Here is a 20,755-nt window from a genome sequence, read left to right as displayed (position 1 = left end):
CCCGCGAAAGCGACAGATCGCCGCGGAACGTTCGCGGCGATCCGTCGCTTTCGCGCACCCGTCGGCCGGGAGGCGCGGGTCGGCTCCGTCGGTCCGGCTCACGGGCACGCCGGGTACGGTCCACGGCATGCCGTCACGCCCCAGCACCCCACCCGTCGAGCGCCGGTTCCGCGGCCGGATCATGGGCGTCGGCACCACCTCGGGCGTCCGGATCGTCGTCGGGATGTGGGACCGCTCGCCGTTCGGGGCGTTCACCGACGTGTTCCTCGAGCTACCCGACGGCACCAGCGTGCTGCTCGCGCCGGACGAGATCGTCGCCGCCTACGTCTCCGGCACCTACCGGTTCGACACCGTGTCCGTGGTAGACGTCCGGGCCCGACGAACGGCCCGTGGCCTGGAGCTCGACGCCGGCGCCCTGCAGGTCTCGGTCGACGTCGGCACGATCTCACCGCTCGGCCGGGTGCTGCGCGTGGTCCCGAAGCCGATCGCCCGCGACCCGCGGTGGCTCGCCGCGATCGACCCGATCGCCCGGCTCGTCGCGCCCGGATCCGGCACCGCCGGCTCGGCGGGGAACGGACGCCGCGAGTACTACGGCGTGACCGGGGCGCACGACGTCACCGGCGTGCGCGGGACCTGGGCGGGGGAGCCCCTCGGCACCTTGGTACCGCTCGACCCGCCCGTGGCGTTCGGCTTCGCGTCGATGCCGCGGGTGCCGCAGGTCGTCGACGTCGAGACCACCATCCGCGAGCCCGCCTGACGCGTTCCGTACGGGTGCATCTTCCGACGATCCACCACCGGATCGACTCGTGGACTGTCGCTCGTTGCGCATGCATCCGGTGCGTGTGCATGTTCCGACGATGCACGCGGTGATCGTCTGGTGGAGTGTCGCTGTGTGCGGACGCATGGAGTGCGCCGGTCCGGGTGCGGGCACTGCGGACCGGCCACCTGCGTGGCCGGACGTGTCCGGGGGAGTCGGCGCGTGCCTCCCGGTCGGGGTGGTGCTGCCGTGTGCCGGACGCGCCCAGCGTCGAGGGGCACACTGGCGGGAACGGTACGGCCCCGCCGGACCCGCGGTCGAACGTCGGGACGGGTGGGGCGCACGACGCAAAGGAGCATCATGACCGACACGCAGACCGACCAGCGCGCCGCCATCTCGGACATCGTCCACGGCGCCCACACGGCCCTGTTGACGACGGTGAGCGAGGACGGCCAGCTGCACGCCCGGCCGCTCGCTGTGCAGGACAAGGCGTTCAACGGGACCCTCCGCTTCCTGGTGCAGGACGGCAGCGAGAAGGTCGACGACATCGCCAGGAACCCGCACGTCAACGTCTCCATCGAGTCGCAGGGCGGCTACCTGTCCATCGCTGGCACCGCCACGGTGACGCAGGACAGTGCCGTGATCGACGAGCTGTGGTCACCGTTCGCCGAGGCCTGGTTCCCGGACGGCCGCGACGACCCCTCGATCCGACTCCTCACCGTGTCGGGCGACTCGGTCGAGTACTGGACGCAGGACACCGGCCCGGTCGGCAGCCTCGTGCAGACGCTCAAGGCCGCACTCGGCAAGCAGAGCCAGCCGGACACCGGGGACCACGGGACCGTCGAGCTGTAGGGGCGGGGCGGGGCGATCCGACTCCGAACGACGGGACCGATGTCGTACGACGTCGATTCCGTCGTTCCGCGTCGGAGCTGTCGTCGGGCCGCTGCCGGCGTCGCCGTCCTCGCTACGGAGGCCCGAGCAGCCAGAGCACCGCGACGAGCACCGGCTGCCCGGCCAGCGCCGCAGTGACGAACGTCCACCGCATCCACGGCTTCGCGACGAGCTCCGGCGAGCCGAACAACGGCGCCAGGGGCATGAGCAGCCGCGGGGTCGAGGCCATCGGCAGCGACACCGCGAAGATGTAGAGCGCGTAGGCGGCCGAGTACAGCACGGTCGTCGACCCGAGCCGCTTCGTCGACCGGCGGAGCAGCCAGATCGGGAACCCGACGAGCAGGAACACCACGATCAGGACCCCGCCGACGCCGAGCCAGCGCCCGGCGATGAGGAACCACGGCGACAAGGGCACGAAGTCCACGCGGCCGATGAAGTTCACCCACCACGACATCTCGGTCTCGAGGTAGGCGTTCGGCGTGCCGGTCACGTGCGACGCGATGACCGGCCACGCGAGGCCCGCCGCCACCATCACGGCACCGGCGGCCACGACCTGCACCTGCTCGCGGAGCGGGAAGGTGTCGAGAACCCGCCCGGTCTCACGGCGAGCCCGGACCCACCGCACCAGGGCGATGACCCCGAGCACGAGCGGGACGGCCAACGCACCCGGACGGGTGAAGGCAGCGGCGACCCCGAGCGCGGTGAGCAGCCCGTACCGGCGACGCTCCAGGGCGAGCAGCGCGCCGAACGTGAGCGCGAGGAACATGCTCTCCGCGTACCCGACCTGCAGCAGGAACGACAGCGGCCCGCACGTGAAGAAGAAGACTGCCCACATCGCGGCGGCGTTGCCCGCACGGTCGCGGACCAGGCGGTGCAGCAGATAGGTCGCCAGCAGACCGGCCAGCACGGAGATGAGCGGGGCGCCGACGGTGAACGGCAGCCCGGTCGAGGCGGTGAGCATCCGGATCGTGAACGGGAATGCCGGCAGGAAGGCCCAGGCGTTCTGCGCCACGTTGCCGACGGCGTCGAGCGGCAGCACGTCGGGGTACCCGTGCAGCGAGATCTGCTCGTAGTACTGACCGTCCCAGGCGGTGAGGAACGCCGTGAAGCCGTGCCCGTTGCCCCAGATGGCGTTGTCCGGCATCGCCCGTCCGATGAGCGGGTACGCGAGTGCCAGCCACAGCGTCGACACGATCCGGCCGCCGGTCCAGACGAGCAGCACGGCCGCCCACGCCGGCAGGGAGGTCACGGTGTCGAGTGCGCGGCGCCGTCCGGTCGCGGCGGTCCCGGTGACCGCGCCGTCGAGCCGGCTCATGCGCGTGCTCGGCGCGAGCCCGTGCGCGCTCGGCGGCGTTCGGGCAGGGAGGACGGCACCCGGCCAGGGTAGTCGCCCTCCACCTGGGTGGTCGGTGCGGCACCCCGGACGGGAGGCCCGCCCTGCGTTCTGCAATACGGAATCGGTCGGGTGCGTGGTCGGCTCTCGAGGCGGCCTTCCGCCTAGCCTGGAGTCCGCCCACGACCGACGAACCACAGGAGCAACCGTGCCGAACCCCACCGCGCCGAAGACCGCCATCGTGACCGACAACGCCCCGAAGCCCGCCGGGCCCTACAGCCAGGGCATCGTCGCCAACGGCTTCATCTACACCGCCGGGTTCGGCCCACAGGACCCCGCCACGGGTGCGATCGCCGACGACGTGGCTGGTCAGACCGCGCAGGTGCTGGCCAACGTCGCAGCGGTCCTGGCCGAGCACGGTGCCACCCTCGACGACGTCGTGAAGTCCACCGTGCACCTCGAGCACTCCGACCGCGACTTCCCAGCCTTCAACGAGGAGTACGCGAAGCACTTCTCGCAGCCGTACCCGGTCCGCACCACCGTGCAGTCGCACTTGGCGAACATCCTGGTCGAGATCGACGTCGTGGCGGTGCTGCCGAGCGCTTCGTGACGTCGGTGCAGGCTGTGTGAAGCCTCACCGAGCCGCGGCACCGTGCTGCGTCGCTGACCGTGCTGCGTCACCGGCGGTGCTGCGTCACCGGCCGTGCTGGGTCACCGACCCCCGGTGCCCGCTGCTCCCTGCCCGTGGTCGATCCGACCCGGGTGGCGACGCAGCCCGGCACCGGGGGTCGCGTGCGTCAGGGCGCCTTCGGCCAGCACGGGGACGCCGGCGACGAGGACGTCGTCGATGCCCTCGGCCAGGCGCATCGGTTCGTCGTAGGACGACCGCGCCGCGACCCGATCGGGATCCACGACCACCAGGTCGGCGACCGCCCCGACGGTGACTGCGCCCCGTCGACCGAGACCGAGTCGCTCGACCGCAGTGGCGGACAGGTGCCGCGAGGCCTCGAGCCACGTCAGGAGCCCCGTGCGGGCGAAGTCCTGCAGGTAGCGTGCGAACGTGCCGTACGCGCGTGGGTGCGGGTGGGTGCCCACGAAGATGCCGTCGGAACCGGCCGTGTGCCCGGGCAGTCGGAAGAGCGGCGCCAGGTCGTCGGCAGTCCGGGGACGGGGCACGCGCATCACGGCGGTGACCTGCAGTGCCGAGTCGACCAGGACGTCGATGGCCAGGTCCACCGGATCCGTCCCGGTCGCCTCGGCGGCGTCGGCGAGGGTGCGGCCCTGCAGCGCGTGGAACTCGGCGGCGGGCACGTGCGACAGCGTGATCTGCTCCGCCCAGCCAGTGCCGAGGTCGGCGCGGGACAGCACGCGGTCGAGCACGGCCGCCCGGACCGCGGCACGACCCTCGTCGTCGGCGATCGCGTGGGCGAGGTCCTCGGTGCCGGGGCGGGCGAGGGCCGCGGGCAGCAGCAGCATCGACAGGATCGTGCAGCCGCGCGAGTACGGGTAGGCGTCGAACGACATCGGGGCGCCCTCGGCCTCGAGTTCGGCCAGTGCCGTCACCGCGAGGTCGACGGGCGCGTGCAGGTGGGAGACGTGTGCGCGGACGCCCGACGCGCGGACGATGTCGGCGATCTCGTCGAGGCCGGCGCGGGCGTTCCCCTCGTAACCACCGCGCATGTGTGACACGTAGAGGCCGTCGACGGCAGCGACCTCGGTGCAGAGCGCAGCGAGTTCTGCAGTGCCGGCGAACAGGCCGGGGACGTAGTCGAGCCCCGTCGCCAGGCCGACCGCACCGTCCGCGAGGCCGTCGCGCACGAGCTCCCGCATCGCGGCCAGCTGCGCGCTGTCCGCCGGCCCGGGGTCGTCGCCCATGACCTCGTGCCGGACCGTGCCGGCGGGCACGAGCGTCGCGACGTTGATCGGGGTCGTTCCGTCGTAAGTCGTCAGCAGGCCGTCGACCCCGCCACCGCGGTACGTCGGGTGCGGGCCGTCGATGGCGGCGAAGTACGTGTCGGCGTACGAACCGTCACCCGGCGCCGGTCCGACGCCGTCCTGTCCGGTCACGATCGTGGTCACACCCTGGCGCAGGAGCGCGAGCTGCACGCCCTCGTCGAACACGAGCGACCCGGCGTGCGAGTGCGCGTCCACGAAGCCCGGCAGCACCAGTCGTCCGTCGCAGTCGATCACGTGCGCGTCGGCAGGGGCGTCCAGGTCGGCACCGACGGCGCGGATGACGGCGTCGGTGACGAGGACGTCGGCGCGCACCGGGGCCCCGTCCGCACCGAGGACCGACCCGCCGCGCAGCAGGACGACGCCGCCGGCGGACTGCTCGCCGGTGGGCTGCTCGGAGCCCGTCAGGTGCTCGGGATCGCCGGTGGTCATCGGTCGAGCGCCGCGACGAGCCGGCCGGCCCGCTCCCGCAGGGCGTCGAGGTCGCCCGAGGTCAGCGCGTCGCCGACGAGCGGGGACCCGAGTCCGACGGCGACCGCACCGGCGGCCAGGTAGTCCGGGGCGTCGTCGACCCCGATGCCCCCGGTCGGGATGACGTCGACGAAGTCGAGCGGTGCCAGGACCTGCTTCAGGAACGCGGGGCCGCCGAGCTGCGCCGCCGGGAAGACCTTCACCGCGCGGGCTCCGAGCCGCCACGCGTGGACGATCTCGGTCGGGGTCGCGGCACCGGGGTACCAGCCGAGGCCACGCTCGTGCGCGCGCTCGCCGAGTTCGGCGTCGAGGTGGGGACTGACGGCGAACGAGGCGCCGGCGGCGGCGGCCTCGTCGAGCTGGCGGACGTCGAGCACCGTGCCGACGCCGATGGAGGCCGCGGAACCGTACCGCTCGACCGCCCACGCGATGCCCTCGCGCCAGCGTGGGGTGTTCGTGGTGATCTCGATCGCCGTCACGCCGGACTCGACCAGGGTGGCGATGACGTCCTCGACGTGGTCGCCGGTGCCGCCGCGGAGGATCGCGATCGCCGGTCCGGCCTGGTGGCGGTGCCGTGCGCCGGCGTGCTGCTCGGTGCTCGTGGTGTCGTTCGTCATGGTGCGCTTCCTCGAGTGGTGGTGTTCGGCGGACACATTGTCGGCGGACGCGGTGTCAGCGGTCGACGTGGTCGTGCACGGTGTGGTCGGTGTCCGACGGGTCCGGGGCGTGGTGCAACGCGGCCGGGTCCGGTCGGCGCCAGTCGCTCTCGACGGTGCAGGCGAGGGCGCCGGCGTCGGCGGCCCGGTCGAGCGCCTCGGCGGCGTCCGCTCCGCCCATGCTCGCCGCGAGCCAGCCCGCGACGAACGCGTCACCGGCACCGACCGGGTCGACGACGCGCACCGGGGTCGCGGGCCGACGGACGAACACGCCGTCGATCGACGCCACGGCGCCGCGAGAGCCGAGCTTCACGACCGCGCGGCCCCGCGCCAGTGCGGCGAGGTCGTGCGCGAGTGACTCCTCGTCGTCGTCCTGTTCGTCGCGGTCGAGCACGAGTCGGGCCTCGTCGTCGCCGGCGAACACCACGGCGGACCGTGCTGCGACGGCTCGGTACCGGTCTCGTGCAGCGTCGGCGCCGATGAGCTTCGGCCGGTGGTTGACGTCGAACGACACCGGCACACCGGCGGCGGCAGCCCGGTCGAGCGCTGCGGTCACGGTGTCGTGTGCGGACTCGGAGAGCGCGAGGGTGATCCCGGTGACGTGCACGAGCGCAGCGGTCTCGACGACGCTGCCGGGCAGGTCCGTCGCGGCCAACGCCGAGCCGGCCGAACCACGGCGGTGGTAGGTCACCCGGGTGCGGCCGTCGAGCAGCCGCTCCTTCATCATGATGCCGGTGGATCGCTCGGCGTCGGGGACCGCGAGGACGTCGACGCCCTCCCCACCGATGTCGGCGGCGACCCGGTCGCCGGCGGGGTCCGTGCCGACCCGACCGATCCACGTGGCCGGCACCCCGGCGCGGACCAGGCCGATCGCGACGTTGCTCTCCGCGCCGCCGGTGTCCACCCGCATGTGCTCCAGGTCCGGCACCGCGCCGACGTCGCGCCCGGTCAGGAGCAGCATCGTCTCGCCGAACGTCAGCACCGAGCCGGTCACCGGGCACCCCGCGCGAGGGCGAGCTGCGCCGACGAGGACCCGAGCGCGACGGAGATCTCGTGGGCGGTCCGAACGACGCCGTCGCCGAGTTCGCGGACCGCCGCTGCGGGGAACCGCGAGGCCAGCCCGGAGATGCTCATCGCGCCGACCACCTGGTTCGCGTGGTCGAACACCGGGGCGGCGACGCACCGGATGTCCGGCTCGTTCTCGCGGTCGTCGATGCCGTACCCCCGTCCGTGCGTGCGGTCGACCTCGTGCCGCCACCGGTCGTCGTCGGTGATGGTGTGCTCCGTCATGACCTGGGCCGGCTCGGCGAGCACCCGGTCGAGCAGCTCCGGTTCACCGAACGCGACGATCGCCTTGCCGGACGCCGTGTTCCGCATCGGCAGGCGGTTCCCGATCCGGGAGCCCATGCGGACGGTGCCGCGGGTCTCGACCTTGTCGACGTAGACGATGTCGGTGCCGTCCGGCACGACGAGGTGGCACGTCAGCCCGGTCTGCTCCGCCGTCCGACGCAGGAACGGTGCGGCGGCGGAGCGCAGGTCGATCCCCTCGAGGTAGCTCTGCCCGAGCAGCAGGGCACCGAGGCCGAGCGTGAACCCGGCGTCCGCGGTGCGGCGCAGCAGGTCGTTCTCGAGCATCGGGGCCGTCAGGCGGAGCACCGTCGACTTCGAGGTGCCGAGCTCGGCGGCCAGCACGGACAGGCTGACGGACACCGCGCCGCTGCGGGTCCGGTCGGCGATGCAGTCGAGCAGGCGGAGCCCGCGACGCAGGGACAGTGCGGCGTTCCGGGCAGGACCGTCGCCGTCCGTCGGCACCGGGGCCGCGGTGGTCGCGCGCATCAGAACCACGTCGCGATCGTCCGGAGCACGGTGTCGTCGTCGGCCAGGACGTGCACCTGCCGCCACTTGTCGAACACCGTGCAGGGGTGCGAGATGCCGAACACGACGACGTCGCCGGGCGTCAGCTCGGGGGCGCCGTCCGCCAGCGCGAGGTAGCAGTGCTGGTCGTCGAGGCGGGTGACGGTGACCGCCCCGGGCGGCGGGACGATCTGTGGGGCGCCCGCCGGGCCTCCTGGCAGGGTCGGCCGTACCGACCGCACCACCGGCAGCCCTTCGTCGAAGGAGATGTCGCGCTTGCCCACGGCGACGAACGCGAGCCCGGGCTCCGGGCAGGACGTCACGCGTCCCCAGACCTCGATCGCGGCGACGAGCGAGCCCTCGGCCGGGTGCCGGCCGAACGGCGTGCGCTCGGCGTAGAAGCCGTCGTCGTGGGTCAGGTACGCACCCGACCGCAGCAGCACGTCGAGGTCGTCGGTGCGGGCTGCCACGGCGTCCACGACGGCGTCGAACCAGGCGCTGCCGCCCATGCTGAGGAGCCCGCGACCGTCGACGAGCCCGCGGACGTCCTCGGCGACGTCGAGCACGCCGGCGACGTACTCGCGGGCAGCGTCGACGCCGGGCAGTCCGCCCTCGTACCCGGAGACACCGCGGAGCACGAGCCCGGCGTCGTGGGCGAGCAGCGCGAGGGCACGCGCGTCGTCGGGGGAGCGGACCCCGGTGCGCCCGCCCGGGAACCCGAGCTCGACCAGGACGTGCAGCTCGCCGGCGACGGTACCCTGCGCGGCGACGGCGGCGGTGACACCTGCGGCGGAGTCGACGTAGCAGAGGACGTCGGCGTCCGGGTCGACCGTGCGCCGGGACGCGAGCCAGGCGAGGCCGGCGGGGTCGAGGACCTCGTTCGCGACCAGGATCCGGTGCACGCCGTGCTCCCACGCGACCATCGCCTGCTGGACCGACGCGACCGTGACTCCCCATGCCCCGGCGTCGATCTGCCGTGCGGCGAGGTCGGGTGCCATGTGCGTCTTCATGTGCGGCGCGAACAGCAGCCCGTGGCGGTCGACGTAGGCCTGCATGACGGCGGTGTTGTTCGCCAGGGCGGACTCGCGCAGCGTCATCACGGGCAGGTGGGCGTGGTCGAGGACGTGGTGCGGAGTGCCCGCTGCCGGGTTCCAGGCGCCCTTCGTGGTCACGGTCCGGGTCGTCGAGTCGGCGTCGGTCATCGGTGAGCCTCCTGTCGTCGCGCAGCCTCCACGCTCCCGCTCGGCGGACCCGCAGGGCAACGCGCTGGTGCGCATCATTCTGCAATGCACAACACGATCGCGGAACCTCCTGACACGATCCCCTCGCGACCCGGCACCGGGCATAGCCTTTGACGCGACATGGCGACGACGATGACGACACCCAGACGGCGGACGGGCAGCACGGCGGTCGCCGTGCTCGTGGCGGGGACCTTCTTCATGGAGCTCCTCGACGGCACGATCCTGGCGACGGCGGCGCCCGCGATGGGACGCGACCTCGGCGTCGACTCGGCCGCCGTCGGCGTCGCGATCACCGCGTACCTGGTCACCCTGGCGGTGTTCATCCCCGTCTCGGGCTGGCTCACCGACCGGATCGGGTCCCGCACCGTCTTCGCGGGCGCGATCGCGCTCTTCACGATCGCATCGGCGCTCTGCGCGATGTCGACCGGCCTCGTCGACCTGACGCTCTGGCGCATCCTGCAGGGGCTCGGCGGCGCGCTGATGGTGCCCGTCGGCCGGCTCGTGGTGCTCCGGAGCGCCGGCCGCGAGCAGCTCGTCACCGCCATCGCGATCCTCACCTGGCCCGCCCTCGCCGCGCCGATCATCGCCCCGTTCATCGGCGGCGTGCTCGTCGACACCCTGACGTGGCACTGGATCTTCCTGATCAACATCCCGCTCGGCGTCATCGCGTTCGTCGCCGCGCTCGTCCTCGTCCCGCAGGAGCGCGCCGCGCAGCGTGTGCCGTTCGACTGGTTCGGGTCGCTGCTCGCGTGCTTCGGCCTCGGGTCGCTCGTCGTCATGGCGTCGCTGCTCGCGCTCGACGTCATCCCGGTCCTGGCCGTCGTGGTGTCCGGTGTCGTCGGTGCCGTCTGCTGCTGGTTCGCGATCCGGCACTTCCGCCGGGCACCGCACCCGATCATGGGGCTCGAGGCGTTCCGGCTCGAGACGTTCCGGGTGTCGCACGCCGGCGGCAGCCTGTTCCGCCTGGCGGTCTCCGCGGTGCCGTTCGTGCTCCCGCTGCTGTTCCAGGACGCCTGGGGCTGGAGCGCCGTGCTCGCCGGGTCCGCCGTGCTGTGGGTCTTCGTCGGCAACCTCGGCATCAAGCCGATGACGACGCCGTTCCTGCGCTGGTTCGGCTACCGCCCGGTGATCATCGTGTCGAGTGCGATCGCGGCGCTGACCGTCGTCGCGATGGCGTTCATGACCGAGGACACCCCGTTCTGGCTGCTCGCGGTCCTGCTCGTCGTCAGCGGCGCCGCCCGCTCCGTCGGCTTCACGGCGTACAACACCATCGCCTTCGCCGACGTCGAGCAGGCCGACATGACCCCGGCGAACACGCTCTCGTCGACGCTGCAGCAGACCGCCGCCGGGTTCGGCGTCGCCGTCGCCGCGGTCGTGATCCGCGCGGCCGGCGGTCTCGGTGGCGACGGCCCGTACTCCGTCGCGTTCTGGGTCATCGCGGCGCTGCTCGCCGTCGCGTGCGTCGAGGGCATCCTGATGAGCCGCACAGCGGGGGACACCGTCCGCCCCGCCCGCCGGGTCCGCGCCTGACCCGGGCGGTTCTGCGCGGCCCATGACTGTCCGTTTCCGTCACGGTCACACGCGCGAAACCCGACAGGCGTTACAGTCTCAGCATCCGTTTGCGAACGCCGAGTACGGTTGCCGCGGCAGGGTGACCCGGACCACCCGGACAGGAAGGCAGCATGGCCGCGCCAGAACAGCAGAGCACGATCGCCACCGACGCAGGCGTGCCGCCCACTGCCCTCCGGGTCGTCAGCTACAACCTCCGGGAGCACACCGCGAACGGTGAACTCGCCGCCCTGGCCGAGGCCTCCGACGCCGACGTCCTCTGCGTGCAGGAGTGCGACAGCAACGACCTGGCCCCGTCGATCGGTGGGCTCTCGCTCGCCGCGTCCACCCGCACGAACCGCCTCGGGCTCGCCATCTACAAGCGCGACGACCGCTTCGAGGTGCAGGACTTCAGCATCCACTCGCTGCAGAAGTCCCTGCACGACCGGGTCCTCGCACCCGCGCACGAACGGCTCATCGCGATGCACCTGCGCGACACCGAGGCCGACGCCGAGGTCGTCGTCGCTTCGTTCCACGCCTCACCGCTGACCGCGACGAACTCCCTGCGTCGCAAGCAGATCGAGGCGGCGCACCAGTTCCTCCGCGAGCTCGCGAAGGACGTCCCCGCGGTCATGGTCGGCGACTTCAACTACCCCTGGTTCCAGACGAACCTGCGTCGCAAGATCGAGCAGGGCGGGTTCGCACTGTCGCTGTCCGACCAGCCGACGTACCTGCGGTACCGCAAGTTCACGGGCCACTTCGACTTCGCGACGAGCGTCGGGCTGCACATCGCCGGCGTCGAGACCCTGCCGGCGGGTATCTCCGACCACCGTCCGATCCTGGTGCGCGCGCACTACGAGCACCCCGGAGCGACCGGCACGATCGAGACCGTGGAGTCGCCGGCCGCCTGACCCGCGAGCATGTCGTCGAGTGGTCAGCAAGTGTCGGCCGGCGGTCCGGCAGACGACACGTCGTGACCACTCCGCGGGCGACGGCGGGAAGTCGTGACCGCTCGGCGGGCGACGCTGGGCGCGCCGGTGGAGCCGGCAACGCACTGGAGGCCCGGTGCCGGTCTCGTGTACCGGCACCGGGCCTCCAGGCGGTTGCGGCCACGGCACATGGCGAGGCGGCGAAACGCGCCGCGCCCGCCGTCGCGTGGTCACGAACTGTCGGCCAGCGTTCCGCCGAGCGACACGTCGTGACCACTCGGCGGACGTGAGCGGGGAGTCGCGAGCCCGCGACGCGCCGCGCCGCGAGCGGCGCCTCCGCGTCAGCGACGCAGGGTCGCGCGCGCCAGCCGGTTGCCGACGAACTGGCCGAGCTGCACGATGACGACGATCGCCGCGACCGACACGTACACGATCCACCAGTCGTACCGCTGCGATCCGTAGGTGATCGCGTACTCACCGAGTCCACCGCCGCCGATCAACGCACCCTGCGCCGTCATGTCGACGATGCCGATGTAGATGAACGTGTAGCCGAGGATGAGCGGCCCGAGGCCCTCGGGGATCAGGACGGTCAGCAGGATCGAGATCGGGTGCGCACCCGACGCGCGAGCCGCCTCGACGACGCCGGGGTCGACCGCGAGCAAGTTCTGCTCGACGATGCGCGACACCGCGAAGGCCGCTGCCAACGAGATCGCGAAGGTCACCGCGGGCACGCCGATCGTGGTCTGCACCACGACGCGCGACAGCGGGGCGATCGCGGCGAGGAAGATCACGAACGGGATCGGCCGGACCAGGTTCACGACGACGTTGATGATCGTGTACGCGGTGCGGTTGCCGAGCAGGTTGCCCGGCCGGGTCGCGTAGAGCAGCAGCCCGAGGGCGAGCCCGATGACGCCGGCGATGACGAGTGACACGAGCGACATCACGATGGTGTCGCGCATGGCGGCGAGGAAGACGTCGAACGTGTCGATCACGCTCTGGAACGAGTTGTTCACGCTGCTGCCTCCTCGTCGGTCGTGACCCCGTCGGCGCGCAGGGCGGCGACGGCGCGGTCGATGGCGTCCGGTGCACCAGCACCAGCACCAGCACCGGCGTCGGCGACCCCGCCGGCCGTGAGCTCGTACGTGAGCGAACCGATCCGGCGCTCGCGGATCTCGCCGACCCCGCCGTACACGAGCTCGGCGGTGACCCCTGCCGACCGGAACACCGCGTCGATCCGGTTCTGCAGCCCGGCCTCGTCGGTGATCTGCACGGTCACCAGACGACCGGGGTGGCGTTCGCGCAGGCGAGCGAGCGTGTCGACCGAGGGGCGGTCGTGCAGCGCGGTGCGGACGAACCGCTGCGCAGCACCCGTCTTCGGCGCGGAGAACACGTCGTAGACGTCCCCGACCTCGACGACGCGACCCTGCTCCATCACGGCGACGCGGTCGGCGATCTGCCGGACGGCGTCCATCTCGTGCGTGATGACGATGATCGTGACGCCGAGTTCCTTGTTCACCCGGCGGAGCAGCCCGAGCACCTCGGACGTGGTCTCCGGGTCGAGGGCGCTGGTGGCCTCGTCGGCGAGCAGCAGGTCGGGCGACGCCGCGAGGGCCCGCGCGATGCCGACGCGCTGTTTCTGACCGCCGGACAGCTGCTCCGGGTAGGCGTGGGCGCGCTCGAGGAGCCCGACGAAGTCGAGCAGCTCGGCCACGCGACGGTCCCGCTCGTCCTTCGGCACACCGGCGACCTTGAGCGGGTACGCGACGTTGCCGGCGATGGTGCGGGACCGGAACAGGTTGAACTGCTGGAAGATCATCCCGATGTTGCGACGCGCCAGACGGCGATCCCGCTCGGGGATCGCCGTCAGTTCCTTGCCCGCCACGGTAACGGTCCCGGAGCTGGGGAGCTCGAGGGCGTTCACCAGACGGACCAGGGTGGACTTGCCCGCACCGGAGTACCCGATGACGCCGAGGACCTCTCCCTGGTGCACGTCCAGGGAGACGTCCTCGACGGCCACCACGGTCTCGCCGGTGTCGGCGCGGCGGTAGTGCTTCGAGACGCCGCGGAGTTCGACGAGGACCGGCACTACTCCGCTGCCGCCTTCGCGTCGGACTCGACCGTGGTGAGCTCCTTCTGCAGCGAGGCGGCACTCTCGTCGCTCGGGACGGCGTCCGGGTAGTCCTTCGCGAAGACCTTCTGCACGGCGTCGTCCTGGAACAGCTTCGCCAGGTCGAGGTACGTCTTGTTGGTCTTGTCGGCGTCGCGGACGGCGAAGACGTTCACGTACGGGGCGGCGGAGGCGCTCTTCGGGTCGTCCTGGAAGATCGCGTCCTTGGTGTCGAGCCCGGCCGAGGTGGCGTAGTTCACGTTGACGATCGCGCCCTCGACGGAGCCCTGCTGCAGGGCGTTCGCGGTCTGCGAGGCGTCGAGCGTCTGCACGTCGACCTTGTGCGAGGTGATGTCGGCCGTGGTCGAGAAGGCGTTGCCGCCGTCCTTGAGCTCGAGCAGGTCAGCGGCCTGCAGGACCAGGAGCGCACGGGCCTCGTTGATGGCGTCGTTCGGGATCGCGACCTTCGCGCCGTCCTCGAAGTCCGCGACGTCGGAGACCTTCGTCGAGTACAGCGGCAGCGGGTAGACGGCCGTCGCGCCGATCGGCTGCAGGTCGTCGTCCGAGGTGACGTTGTAGTTCGCCAGGTACTGGATGTGCTGGAACTGGTTGATGTCGATCTGCTTGTCCTTGAGCGCAGGGTTCGGCAGCGAGTAGTCCGAGAAGTTCTGGAGCTTCACGGTGACGTTGAGCTGCTCCTTGGCGGCCTTCACGTACGTGTTCCAGTAGGGCAGCGACTTGTCCGAGACACCGATCGTGACGGTCTTCGGCGCAGCGTCACCGGCGGCAGCGCCACCGCTGTCACCACCGGAGCGCACGACTCCGACGATGACGGCGACGACGATCGCCACGACGACGATGACGGCGGCGACGATCCAGCCGATCGGGCGCTTGCCCTTCGGCTTCTCGGGCAGTGCGGGGGCTGCGGACATGCTGGTGCTCCTCGTGGGCCGTGCTGTGCGGGGGAGCCGCGGTGGTCCGCGGCGTGGAGTCGAGTGTGACGGGAGCGGGTCCCCGGTGCGAGTTCCGTTCCGCCGTGTTACATCGCCGTCACGGGGTGCGTTGGTTCACTCGGTACGTGCGCAGCATCGAACTCGTCCTCGACGGCCCCTCGGACGCGGCGGTCCGGGCACTCTGGCAGACCCTCGTCGCCGTGGAACTGCCGAGCCTCGGCCACTCGGGCACGAACGACCCGCACGTCACCCTCGTGGCCGGCGAGGCCGTTCCCGTTCCGACGGACCTCGACGTCGCGGTGCCCGAGGCCCTGCGCGTCGCCGGTGTCCTGCTCTTCCCCGCCGGCCCCGGTCGCCACGTACTCGGCCTCGGCGTGGTCGTCGACGAGCCACTGGCCCGTTTCCACCGCGCGGTCGACGCCGCCGCTCCGGGCTCGGTCGACTCGTCGCTGCCCGGTCGGTGGGCGCCGCACGTCACCCTCGCTCGGCGGATCCGCGACGTCGACCTGCCGGCGGCGCTCCGGGTCCTCGCTGCGGACGGGCCCCTGCCCGAGGAGCTCACCGTGGGCGGTCTCCGGCACTGGGACGGGGGTGCGAAGGTGGTCACCCGCTTGCGCTGACGCACGCTGCGGACCGGCACCGGGGCGCGGGTGCGCAGGTGCGCAGGAGCGTCGGACTGGAGGCGCGGGTCAGGCCCGCAGCACCCGCTCGCCGAACGCGGATGCGAACGTCCGGTCCGGGTCGGCTCGTGCGATCAGCCCACGGACGTCCGCCACCCGCGGGTACAGCTCCGCGATCGCGTCGCCGTCGAGCGAGCTCATCTTGCCCCAGTGCGGTCGCCCGTCGAACGGTGCGAGCCGCGCCTCGAGGTCGGGCAGCAGCGCGGCGACCGCCTCCGGGTGCTTCTGCCAGGTGAACGCGATGCAGAGCACGTCCTCGCCCTGGGTCGGGCTCAGCCAGAGGTCGTCGGCCGCCATCGTCCGCAGCTCGCACACGTGCAGGTGCGGCTGGATGCGGTCGGCCAGCCAGCGTAGGGCGTCGAGCGCCGCCGCCGCGTGCCGGAGCGGGACGAAGTGCTCGCTCTGCACCTCGGACCCGTGGCTCGGCACGGACTCGATGGGGAAGTGCGGCAGCCGGTCCCACCAGGGGCCCACCGAGCCGTCGCGCGCCGTGTGGTGGCCGTCGCCGGGGGAGCCGGGCAGCCGGGGAGCGCCGAACAGGTCGTCCGGCACGGCGGTGTCGTCGGCGCCGTCGGGGACCCGGGACTTCACGAGCGCCTCGCTGATCTCGTCGCCGAAGACCGTGTAGGCGCACACCGAGTACCCGGCGGCGTGGACTGCGGCGACGTGGTCGGTGAACGTGCTCCACGGGAACGGCCCGTACGAGTCCTGCCGCATCCGGTACGTGGGTTCGAGGTCGAGCGTGACCCGGGTCACGACGCCGAACAGCCCGAGGTGCAGGGCGGTGCCGGGGAACGCCGGGTCGGTGCGGTCGACGGTCCGGAGCGAACCGTCGGGGCCGAGCAGTTCGAGGGACCGGACCGCGGTGGTCAACGAGCCGAGGGTGGTGCCGGAGCCGTGGGTGCCGGTGGCGACCGCGCCGCCGACGGAGATGTGCGGGAGCGACCCCATGTTGTGCAGCGCGAACCCGGCGCGGTCGAGGTCGGGCGCGACGACGCCGTACCGGGTGCCGGCTCCGAGGGTCGCCGTCCGCCGCTCGGGGTCGACGACCAGGTCGGTGGGGACCGCGGTCAGTTCGAGCAGGACCCCCGGGGCGTCGGCGGAGTCGTTGAACGAGTGCCGGGTGCCGAGCCCGTGCACCCGCGGGGAGCGTGCGACGACCTCGGCTGCCTCGTCGATCGAGCCCGGTCGGAGTACCTGCTCGGCCGTGTACGTGACCGTGCCGGACCAGTTCAGTTCGCTCGCCGTCGACCGCATGCCGCCCACGATGCCACGTGGACCCGTGGGCGGCACCGCGGTCAGTGCGCGGGCGGGGGCGTCGGTGCGCCCTCGGGCACCGCCGGACGGGTGACGAAGACCGATGCCAGGATGCCGAACAGCGAGATCACCGCGCCGACCAGGAACGCGGTCTTCACACCGGAGGCGGTCGCAGCGGCCACGGCGTCCGCACCCGCGCCGGTCGCTGCCGTGGCGGCGCCGATCGTGAGCAGGGTGACGAACAGGGCGGTGCCGGCGGCTCCGGCGAGCTGCTGCGCCGTGCCGAGGACCGCGCTGCCGTGCGAGTAGAGCTTCGGGGGCAGGCCACCGAGCGCCGCCGTGAACAGCGGGGTGAAGGTGAGCGCCAGGCCGATGCTCAGCACGACGTGCGCCCCGAGGACGAACCACACGCTGGTGTCCACGCCGACCGTGGAGAGCGCCCAGAGCACCGCGCTGACGATGATCGAGCCGGGGATGAGCAGCACGCGCGGTCCGCGACGATCGTAGATGCGCCCGACGATGGGGGAGAGGAGCCCCATGAGCAGCCCGCCGGGGAGCAGCAGCAGTCCGACGTTCAGGACCTCGAGCCCGAGGACGCGCTCCAGGTAGATCGGCAGCAGGATGAGCGTGCCGAACATCGCCATGAAGCTCAGCGCCATCGCGACGATCGGGACGGTGAAGCCGCGGGTCTGGAAGGTGCGCAGGTCGAGCAGGGCACTGTCGGTGCGCTGCAGTCGGGTCTGACGGAGGATGAAGACCGTCAGGGCGACGGCACCGACGACGAGCGCGGTGACCGGGACGAACAGGCCGGTGGTGCCGGCCTCGCCGATGCTGGACAGGCCGTAGACGATCCCACCGAACGCGAACGCGGACAGGATCACCGAGAACACGTCGAGCGGTGCCCGGCGGGGCGTCGAGACGTTGCGGACCTTCACCATGCCGAGGATGAGCGCGGCGATCGCGATCGGCAGGACGAAGCCGAACAGCCAGCGCCAGTCGAACGCGTTGAGGATGAGCCCGGAGATCGTCGGGCCGATGGCCGGCGCGACCGAGATGACGATCGAGATGTTGCCCATGATGCGGCCACGGTGGGCCGGGTCGACGAGGGTGAGCACCGTCGTCATCAGGAGCGGCATCATGATCGCGGTGCCGCTGGCCTGGACGATGCGGCCGACGAGCAGCAGCGTGAACCCGGGTGCGAGCAGGGCGATCAGGGTGCCGGCCGAGAACAGGCCCATCGCCCAGACGAAGACGGGGCGGGTGTTGAACCGCTGCAGCAGGAACCCGGTGATCGGGATGACGACCGCCATGGTGAGCAGGAAGCCCGTGGTCAGCCACTGCCCGGTCGCCGCACTGATGTCGAGGTCGTCCATCAGCCGCGGCAGCGCCACGCCCATGATCGTCTCGTTGAGGATGACGACGAACGCGGAGACGAGCAGCAGCCCGATCACGAGTCGGGTCTCGGCAGCGGTCGGTTGCGAGACGCTTCCCGTGCGGGGGGCGGAATCGACGGCCTGGGTCATGCGGGAGCTCCTGGTGGATCACGACTGGTGGAACGAGGTAGCGCAGGACGCGCAGACAGGGCAACCGCCTGAGTGGATTCGATTATTCCGCTCCGCTCCGCACCGACATCCGCACGTGAACGGTCGGTGCGACCGGGTCAGTGCAGGATCGCGAACCCGTCGGCGTCGCCGTGCGGCACGACCGGCCGGAACTCGACGTCCGTCACGGTGGCCGACGGCGGCCCGCTCCGCAGGCACTCCATCAACGTCTCGACCGCGACCGACGGCCCCTCGGCCTCGACCTCGACGGTGCCGTCCCAGAGGTTCCTGGCGTACCCGACGAGGTCGAGCCCGTCGGCCTTCCGTGCCGTCCAGTACCGGAATCCGACCCCCTGGACGGTCCCCGACACCACGGCATGCATCCTCGTCACCGTCGTCATGATCCTCACCGTATCCACGCGGGGCCTCCCGGAGTTTTCGGCCTCGTGACGATCTGTTTCCGGTTCGTGACGACCCGGAGCCGCCTGCGGGCGCAACACACCGCGAAGCGGTGATAGTGTCATCGCAACCCGAACACTTCGAGTCAGAATGACATTAAGGTCCACCATGGACGAAGCAGGCATCCGCGTCGCGGTCTCGACCGTGATCGTCGCGCTGCGCCCGCACCCCGACACCGGGGCGCCGGCGCTGTGGATGCCGCTGGTGCGCCGGGTCGCCGAACCGTTCGAGGGGTCGTGGGCGCTGCCCGGCGGCTGGGTCGGCGTCGACGAGGGACTCGAGGACTCCGCCGCGGCCCGACTGCGCGAGACGACGAACGTGCAGCCCCGCTACCTCGAACAGCTCTACGCGTTCGGCGACGTCGGCCGCTCACCGAGCCGGGTGGTGTCGATCGTGTACTGGGCGCTCGTGCACCCGGACGAGGCGAACGTCGTGCCGGACGACTGGAACGTCCGCTGGTTCCTCGCCGATGAGCACCCGCCGCTCGCCTTCGACCACGACCGGATCGTGGAGTACGCGCTCTGGCGGCTCCGCACCAAGATGTCGTACTCCCGCATCGCCCAGGCCTTCCTGGGGGACCGGTTCACCCTCGCCGAGCTGCGCGGGGTGTACGAGGCGGTGCTCGGGCGTGCGCTCGACCCCGCGAACTTCCGTCGGCAGGTCGAGAAGACCGACGCGATCCTGCCGACCGACGAGACCACGAGCGGGGGCCGGCACCGTCCGGCCCGGCTGTACCGCTCGAACCCCGACCTGGCCTACGCGGACAACGGCCCGCTGCAGCAGGGCACACGACCGCAGAACCGATAGGAACCACCGTGTCCATCGCGACGACCATCGACCTCATCTCGAACGGCAAGGCCGGCGGCAGCACCTGCACGCCCGACCTCGCCATGCCCACGTGGGACTTCGACTCCCGGCCCGGGTACGGCCCGGGCTCGTCGATGACCGACGTCATCCCGACGAGCGCACCGCGGCAGGGCGTGCTGCCGGACGAGTACAAGACCGCGCCGACCGACGAGCTGCACGCGCGCATCGAGCGGGCGAAGGCGACGCTCGGCGACCGGGTCGTCGTCCTCGGGCACTTCTACCAGCGCGACGAGGTCGTCCGGCACGCGGACTTCCTCGGTGACTCGTTCCAGCTCGCCAACGCGGCGCTGACGAAGCCCGACGCCGAGGCCATCGTGTTCTGCGGCGTGCACTTCATGGCCGAGACCGCCGACATCCTGGCCCGCGACGACCAGCGCGTCATCCTGCCGAACCTCGCGGCCGGCTGCTCGATGGCGGACATGGCCGACATCGACAGCGTCGAGGCCGCCTGGGCCGAGCTGACCGCCGTCTACGGCACCGAGCCCGACGCCGACGGCCGGGTGCCCGTCATCCCCGTCACCTACATGAACTCCGCCGCCGACCTCAAGGCGTTCTGCGGGCGCAACGGCGGCATCGTCTGCACCAGCTCGAACGCCGCGACGGTGCTCGAGTGGGCGTTCGAGCGTGGGCAGCGCGTGCTGTTCTTCCCCGACCAGCACCTCGGTCGCAACACCGCCAAGGCCATGGGGATCAGCACCGACCTGATGCCGATGTGGAACCCCCGGAAGCCCCTGGGCGGCAACGAGACGAGCGACCTCGAAGCGGCGAAGGTCATCCTCTGGCACGGCTTCTGCTCGGTGCACCGCCGCTTCACGGTCGACCAGATCGACCAGGCCCGCCGCGAGCACCCCGGCGTCCAGGTCATCGTGCACCCCGAGTGCCCGATGGCCGTCGTCGACGCCGCCGACCACGCCGGCAGCACCGACCTGATCCGGAAGACCGTCGCCGCGGCCACCGAACCGACGACGTTCGCGATCGGCACCGAGATCAACATGGTGAACCGGCTCGCCGCCGAGTACCCGCAGCACACGATCTTCTGCCTCGACCCGGTCGTCTGCCCGTGCTCGACGATGTACCGGATCCACCCGGGCTACCTCGCCTGGGTGCTCGAGGCACTGGTGCGCGGCGAGGTCCTCAATGAGATCGTCGTCCCCGCCGAGGTCCAGGCCGACGCCAAGGTCGCGCTCGAGCGGATGCTCGCGGCCAAGCCCCGCGGCTGAGCCCCGAGCCCGAGCCCGAGCCCGAGCCCGAACCCGAA

Annotated in this window: 20 protein-coding genes; 8 read left to right on the top strand and 12 right to left on the bottom strand. The window is 71.8% G+C overall.

The genetic code is table 11. The features are described from left to right. The first annotated feature begins 127 nt into the window (after positions 1-127). Entirely contained in the window at positions 128-757 is a 630-nt protein-coding gene (locus tag GVL05_RS12295; RefSeq protein WP_123938566.1) for a hypothetical protein, read from the top strand. A gap of 360 nt (positions 758-1,117) precedes the next feature. After that, on the top strand, positions 1,118-1,609 hold the full coding sequence (locus GVL05_RS12290; RefSeq protein WP_123292028.1) for a pyridoxamine 5'-phosphate oxidase family protein: 492 nt from the start codon (positions 1,118-1,120) through the stop codon (positions 1,607-1,609). A 112-nt stretch (positions 1,610-1,721) separates the two neighbouring features. Here GVL05_RS12290 and GVL05_RS12285 read toward each other — a convergent pair whose 3' ends face one another. Next, positions 1,722-2,963, bottom strand: coding sequence for a hypothetical protein (locus tag GVL05_RS12285; RefSeq protein ID WP_159573302.1), 1,242 nt, complete (start codon positions 2,961-2,963; stop codon positions 1,722-1,724). Between the two features lie 226 nt (positions 2,964-3,189). On the opposite strand from GVL05_RS12285, the gene GVL05_RS20185 reads away from it, so the two are divergent. Beyond that, positions 3,190-3,591: a RidA family protein gene (locus GVL05_RS20185; RefSeq protein ID WP_235035960.1), complete on the top strand. Its 402-nt coding sequence runs from the start codon at positions 3,190-3,192 to the stop codon at positions 3,589-3,591. Between the two features lie 101 nt (positions 3,592-3,692). Here the strand turns inward: GVL05_RS20185 and GVL05_RS12275 are convergent, their stop codons facing one another. Genes GVL05_RS12275 through GVL05_RS12255 form a run of 5 tightly spaced genes read right to left on the bottom strand, consistent with a single transcriptional unit; the run spans position 3,693 to position 9,117 of the window. Further along, positions 3,693-5,366 (bottom strand): amidohydrolase family protein, encoded by a 1,674-nt coding sequence (locus tag GVL05_RS12275; RefSeq protein ID WP_159573301.1) that lies wholly within the window; start codon positions 5,364-5,366, stop codon positions 3,693-3,695. Beyond that, positions 5,363-6,022 carry a bifunctional 4-hydroxy-2-oxoglutarate aldolase/2-dehydro-3-deoxy-phosphogluconate aldolase gene (locus GVL05_RS12270; protein ID WP_123292032.1) on the bottom strand — a complete coding sequence of 220 codons (660 nt, stop codon included), beginning with the start codon at positions 6,020-6,022 and terminating at the stop codon, positions 5,363-5,365. Before GVL05_RS12270 ends, GVL05_RS12275 begins: the two co-directional genes overlap by 4 nt. Before the next feature lie 55 nt (positions 6,023-6,077). Continuing rightward, positions 6,078-7,055, bottom strand: a complete 978-nt coding sequence (locus GVL05_RS12265) for a sugar kinase (RefSeq protein WP_123292033.1) — start codon at positions 7,053-7,055, stop codon at positions 6,078-6,080. Next, positions 7,052-7,897, bottom strand: coding sequence for an IclR family transcriptional regulator (locus GVL05_RS12260; protein WP_131879380.1), 846 nt, complete (start codon positions 7,895-7,897; stop codon positions 7,052-7,054). The genes GVL05_RS12265 and GVL05_RS12260 overlap by 4 nt, the downstream gene beginning before the upstream one ends. Beyond that, on the bottom strand, positions 7,897-9,117 hold the full coding sequence (locus GVL05_RS12255; RefSeq protein ID WP_159573300.1) for an alanine racemase: 1,221 nt from the start codon (positions 9,115-9,117) through the stop codon (positions 7,897-7,899). The genes GVL05_RS12260 and GVL05_RS12255 overlap by 1 nt, the downstream gene beginning before the upstream one ends. Before the next feature lie 159 nt (positions 9,118-9,276). Between GVL05_RS12255 and GVL05_RS12250 the strand changes: the two genes are divergently transcribed. Both GVL05_RS12250 and GVL05_RS12245 read left to right on the top strand, forming a co-directional pair. Continuing rightward, positions 9,277-10,686 (top strand): MFS transporter, encoded by a 1,410-nt coding sequence (locus tag GVL05_RS12250; protein WP_200849218.1) that lies wholly within the window; start codon positions 9,277-9,279, stop codon positions 10,684-10,686. A 152-nt stretch (positions 10,687-10,838) separates the two neighbouring features. Then, entirely contained in the window at positions 10,839-11,615 is a 777-nt protein-coding gene (locus tag GVL05_RS12245; RefSeq protein WP_111084345.1) for an endonuclease/exonuclease/phosphatase family protein, read from the top strand. Between the two features lie 359 nt (positions 11,616-11,974). On the opposite strand, the gene GVL05_RS12240 is transcribed toward GVL05_RS12245, so the two are convergent. From GVL05_RS12240 to GVL05_RS12230, 3 genes are read right to left on the bottom strand one after another with little or no spacing between them, the layout of a single operon-like run. Next, a complete protein-coding gene (locus GVL05_RS12240) occupies positions 11,975-12,592 on the bottom strand; it encodes a methionine ABC transporter permease (RefSeq protein WP_111084480.1) in 618 nt (205 codons plus the stop codon). Positions 12,593-12,642: 50 nt separating this feature from the next. Beyond that, a complete protein-coding gene (locus GVL05_RS12235; protein WP_159573299.1) occupies positions 12,643-13,719 on the bottom strand; it encodes a methionine ABC transporter ATP-binding protein in 1,077 nt (358 codons plus the stop codon). Continuing rightward, a complete protein-coding gene (locus GVL05_RS12230; RefSeq protein ID WP_123292037.1) occupies positions 13,719-14,672 on the bottom strand; it encodes a MetQ/NlpA family ABC transporter substrate-binding protein in 954 nt (317 codons plus the stop codon). The genes GVL05_RS12235 and GVL05_RS12230 overlap by 1 nt, the downstream gene beginning before the upstream one ends. A 146-nt stretch (positions 14,673-14,818) precedes the next feature. Between GVL05_RS12230 and GVL05_RS12225 the strand changes: the two genes are divergently transcribed. Beyond that, positions 14,819-15,313, top strand: coding sequence for a 2'-5' RNA ligase family protein (locus GVL05_RS12225; protein ID WP_159573298.1), 495 nt, complete (start codon positions 14,819-14,821; stop codon positions 15,311-15,313). Positions 15,314-15,382: 69 nt separating this feature from the next. On the opposite strand, the gene GVL05_RS12220 is transcribed toward GVL05_RS12225, so the two are convergent. From GVL05_RS12220 to GVL05_RS12210, 3 genes are all read right to left on the bottom strand, one after another. Next, positions 15,383-16,630, bottom strand: a complete 1,248-nt coding sequence (locus tag GVL05_RS12220) for an FAD-binding protein (RefSeq protein ID WP_159573297.1) — start codon at positions 16,628-16,630, stop codon at positions 15,383-15,385. 41 nt (positions 16,631-16,671) lie between these two features. Further along, on the bottom strand, positions 16,672-18,153 hold the full coding sequence (locus tag GVL05_RS12215) for an MDR family MFS transporter (protein ID WP_159573296.1): 1,482 nt from the start codon (positions 18,151-18,153) through the stop codon (positions 16,672-16,674). Positions 18,154-18,290: 137 nt separating this feature from the next. Next, positions 18,291-18,572 carry an acylphosphatase gene (locus GVL05_RS12210; protein WP_228504877.1) on the bottom strand — a complete coding sequence of 94 codons (282 nt, stop codon included), beginning with the start codon at positions 18,570-18,572 and terminating at the stop codon, positions 18,291-18,293. A 166-nt stretch (positions 18,573-18,738) separates the two neighbouring features. Here GVL05_RS12210 and GVL05_RS12205 point away from each other — a divergent pair, with 166 nt between their 5' ends. Then, on the top strand, positions 18,739-19,437 hold the full coding sequence (locus GVL05_RS12205) for an NUDIX domain-containing protein (RefSeq protein WP_111084339.1): 699 nt from the start codon (positions 18,739-18,741) through the stop codon (positions 19,435-19,437). An 8-nt stretch (positions 19,438-19,445) separates the two neighbouring features. After that, complete coding sequence (gene nadA, locus GVL05_RS12200; RefSeq protein ID WP_123338800.1) at positions 19,446-20,717, top strand: quinolinate synthase NadA; 1,272 nt, start codon at positions 19,446-19,448, stop codon at positions 20,715-20,717. Positions 20,718-20,755: the final 38 nt, after the last annotated feature.

Source organism: Curtobacterium sp. 18060 (assembly GCF_902706105.1).
GTDB lineage: Bacteria > Actinomycetota > Actinomycetes > Actinomycetales > Microbacteriaceae > Curtobacterium.
Note: the sequence above shows the minus strand (reverse complement) of the source record. Positions and strands in the feature narration are given on the sequence as shown.